Here is a 4,233-nt window from a genome sequence, read left to right as displayed (position 1 = left end):
CGCGCGGTTCCGCGTGAGCCCGAGCGCACGCGGAACGGCCCGCGGTCCGAAGACCGCGGGCCGTTCGCAGCGGGCGGCTCAGGAGCCGCAGTTGACCGCCGGGTAGGCGACCGTCCCTTCGTAGGTCGCGTCCCCGGCCGAGCCGGTCACGGTGACCTCGCCGGCCACGACCCCGAGCGCCCGCGTCGCGAACGTCGAGGTGGCCGCCGTGCCCGGGGCGACCCCGCTGAGCGTCTTCGAGCCGAACGCGGTCCGCACCGTCACGTCGGCCGCGACGTCGTCGGCGTTGCGCACCGACACCGCGAGGTACGTCTTGCCCGCCACGCAGCGCTGGCTCACGGTCGGCTGCAGATCGAGACCGTCGGCGACGAGCGTCGGCAGCTCGACCGTGACGTGCTCTTCGACGTTGCCCGCGGCATCCTGCGCCTGCACGTGGACGTAACGCGGCTCGGTCGTCAGCTGCACCGAGAACGGCTCCTCGTACGTGGCGTACATGTTGTTCGTCTCGCCGGTCGGCGACGGGTCGGGACCATCCGACCAGACCGTCCGGGTGACGCCCGAGCCCGGCTGCGCGTCGGACGGCGTGAGAGTCACGGTCACCGACGTGCCGTCGACCACGATCCAGTCGATGCCGGTCTGCGGCGCGACGGTGTCGACCTTGATGGACTCGGATGCCTCGCCGACCGCACCGTCCTCGCTCGTTGCGCGAGCGCCGATGGTGACCTCGCCCTGCGCATCCACGGTGAACGGCTGACTGTAGGCCTGCCAGGTCGCGCCGTCGAGGGTGTACTCGATGCTCGCCACCGGGCTCGCCGTCTCGTCGGCCGTGATCGTGACGCTCGGAGCGGTCGTGTACCACCCCGAGCCCTGGGGCGCGGAGTCGAGCTCGATCGCGACGATCGGCTCGGCCTGCGTCAGCGGCTCGACGACGAACACGGTCGCCACGGCACCGGGCTCGTAGCCGGCCACGGCGCCCTCGACGTCGAAGATCGCGTCTGCCTCCGCGTAGGACGCCGGGTCGATCGCGGCCCACTCGACGTCGACCGAGCTGCTGGCCGTGCCGTCGTCGTAGGTGGCACGCACGGTGTCGGGAAGCACCGGCTCGACGCCGGGCGTCGTGATCGTGGCGGTGTAATCGACGGCGTCGATCGCCTCTGACAGCGCTTCGGCGACGAACACCGTGGCCGCGACCGTCTGCCCGTCATACCCCGCGGGGTCGCCGACGACCTCGAACTCTCCGGCCGTCGCGTAGTTCGACGCGGCGATCGCAGCCCATTCGACGTCGACATAGGTCAGCGGTCCGTCCTCGCCGATGACCCACACCCGATCGGGCAGCACCGGCGCGGTGCCGGTGAGCGTTCGCACCGCGACGCGCTCCGAGTCGAGGAACGCGTTCGGGTCCTCGGGATCGGGATCGACCACCGGCGCGTTGATGCCCCACACCTCCCACTCGATGACGCTCGTGGCTTTGCGCTGGCCGTCGAACACCACCCGGTCGAGCACGAGGCGCACGCCCGTCGTGGTGACCGCGTCGAAGGTCGCCTGCACGGGCGGCAGCGACGACACCGGGTTCGCGGTGTCGAGCACGGGAAGCGGGTACTCAAGCCCGGCTCCCGACACCGGCGCCCACTCCCCCGAGAGGGTGCGGTACTCGACCTTCCACGCGGCGGGGATCATGACGCCCGCGTCGCCGGTGATGCGGTTCTGCCACAGGTAGAGCTTCGACGAGCTCACCGTGACCGGCCGCTCCCAGGTGTAGGTGGCGATGTCCTGCGTCGGGTTGCCGGGGGCACCCCACGTACCCCACATCTGGGTGTACGTATTGGTCGGCGCGACGTTCCCGTTGTTCAGCGCGGCCGCCGAGTTCCACCCGGTGACGTAGCTCACCTCCACCGCGGGCGCGTTCTCACCGGACGCGAGGGCGACGTTGAAGGGCTCCTCGGCGGCAGTCGCCGGCGCCGAGACGGCAGCCGCGCCCGAGAGCGCCAGCGTCACCGCGACGGCCGCGGCGATCCTCTTCACGCCGGACCTGCCGGAACGAAGCGTGTGCATGGATGTCCTCTCCGTGTTGTTCGGCATGTCAGACCGCCGTGTCGATCGGGGCGCGGCCTGCGGCCAGCAGGATCTTCTGGCGGTTGCGGGCGGTGAGCAGTCCGTCTGCGACGTACGAGGCCGTCACCTCGCCCACCTTTGCGAGGAACGCCGCGCGGTCGGCGAACGGCGCCCCCGCCCACACGTCGTCGAGCAGCGTGCGGCCCGACCGGCGCGGGTTGGCGACGCCCGAGTCCTGCCCGGCGAAGGTCACCGTGGGCTCGTTCCGCTGGAAGTACATGTGGTACGCGACATCCTTGCCGTTGTATGCCGGCTCGTACGTCAGGTTTCCGATCGTGAAGACGTTCGCCGGCGTCTTCGAGATGCCGCGCGCGATGTCCCCCGTGAGGGTGAGCCGGTCCGCGAGCGAGACCTTGAGGAAGCTCGTGGACGAGCTCGTTGCGGCGAGGACGACGGGGCCGTACATGAGGGCCTGGATGTCGGGCCGGTCCACCGCCTGCTCGGCGCGCACCGCGAGCGGGATGCGCACCGACACGGTGTCGCCCACCGCCCAGGTGCGCTCGATCGTCGCGTAGGAGCCGGGCTCCGCGTCGATCCCGGCCGGGGCGCCGTTGACCTCGATCTCGACGCCGCGCGACCACGCCGGGATGCGCAGGTGCATCTTCAGCGCGCGGTCGGGCGCTGCCGTCACCGTGAGCGTGGACGTCTCGCCCTCGGGATACGACGACGTCTGCTCGAGCTCGAGCCCGTTCTCCTCCCACGTGAGCGTCGAGGCGATGTAGAGGTTGACGTACAGCTCGGACTGGTCGGCCGAGCGGAAGTAGATGCCCTCCTGGTATTTGACGTGGCTCTCGAGCCCGGTGCCGCCGCAGCACGTGCCGATGTTGCCGTTGCCGTACTCCTTGCGGGTGCCCGGGTTCACCGGGTACATGTAGAGGTTCTCCGGACCGCTCGTGGACTCCCTGTCGCGCCGGCCGCCCAGGACGTGGTTGAGCACCGTGCGCTCGTAGTAGTCCATGTACTTCGGGTCCTGGTCGTTGAAGAACAGGTAGCTGGCGACCTTGAGCATGTTGTAGGCCGCGCACGACTCGGCGTTGCGTGGCCCGATGTCGCCGGCGACCGTGTTCGCCGGACCCCACAGCTCTCCCTCGCCGGTGCCGCCGTGCGCGTACACGCGGCCAGGAACGACCAGGTCGTAGAACCCGCGGGTGGCGTCGAGGTAGTGTCCGTCGCCGGTCTCGGCGGCGAGCTTGACGTAGCCCGGGAACTGCGGGATGTGCTGGTTGGCGTGCTTGCCGTTGAGGGTGTCGGTGCCCGCAGCGCACGCGTCGACGAGCGTGTGCAGCGTGAACAGCTTCGCCGCGTCGAGGAACTCGCTCTTGTGCGGGTCGGCCGAGCGCCAGTACAGCTCGACCAGCACCTCGTTCATGCCGCCGTACTCGCCCGCGATGTACGACCCCCACATGCGCGCGAGCTGCGCGGGCGTGCAGGTCGACAGGCGGCTGTAGACCCAGTGGCCGATCCCCTCGGCGAGCGCGAGCGCCTGGTCGTTGCCGGCCAGCGCGTGCGCGTCGAGGAGTCCCGCGAGGATCTTGTGCAGCGTGTAGTAGGGCGCCCAGATCTCGCCGTACGGCGCGAACTCCTCCAGTGCCGAGAACTGCCATTCGCCGTACGCCGACAGGAACCCGGGGTGCGAGTAGCGCGATTCTCCCTGGAACTCCTGGGCGGCGAGGGCGGCCCGGCACTCCTCGAGCCCCGCGACGATCGCGTTGACCTTGTCGAGCAGGGCGAGCTCGCCGGTCGCGGCGTACGCCATCGAGATGCCGCTGAGGAAGTGCCCGCCGTAGTGCCCGCGCAGGCACCCGCCGGCACCGGACGTGTTCTGGCCGCGGACATACTCGCGCGGCCCCCAGCGTTGCGCGTCGGGGTTCGGCCCGTACTCCTCCCAGCCGCCCGGCGGAGTGGCGCCTCGCGTGTCGAGACCGGCGTTGCGGCGGAACACGGCGAGGATCTTGTCGACCGAGTAAGCGCGGTACAGCACGAGGTGCTGGTTCAGCGCACGGGTGAACACGCTCTGTCCGAGGGTGACGGACGTCAGCGGGAACGGCCGCACCGACCAGGAGTCCGGGTAGACGAGCGTCTGCCCCGCGCGAACCACCTGCGCCGAGCGGGTGGGTCCCG

At 70.5% G+C, this 4,233-nt stretch carries 2 protein-coding genes; both read right to left on the bottom strand.

The window, feature by feature from the left end; genetic code table 11:
- Positions 1–78 precede the first annotated feature (78 nt).
- Positions 79–2,052: an OmpL47-type beta-barrel domain-containing protein gene (locus EIO58_RS13645; RefSeq protein ID WP_164861707.1), complete on the bottom strand. Its 1,974-nt coding sequence runs from the start codon at positions 2,050–2,052 to the stop codon at positions 79–81.
- Between the two features lie 28 nt (positions 2,053–2,080).
- A partial coding sequence (locus EIO58_RS13640; RefSeq protein ID WP_205789278.1) for a glycoside hydrolase family 127 protein occupies positions 2,081–4,233 on the bottom strand: 2,153 nt, incomplete at its 5' end.

It is taken from the genome of Microbacterium sp. CPCC 204701 (assembly GCF_004010105.1).
In the GTDB taxonomy this organism is placed as follows: Bacteria; Actinomycetota; Actinomycetes; order Actinomycetales; family Microbacteriaceae; genus Microbacterium.
Note: the sequence above shows the minus strand (reverse complement) of the source record. Positions and strands in the feature narration are given on the sequence as shown.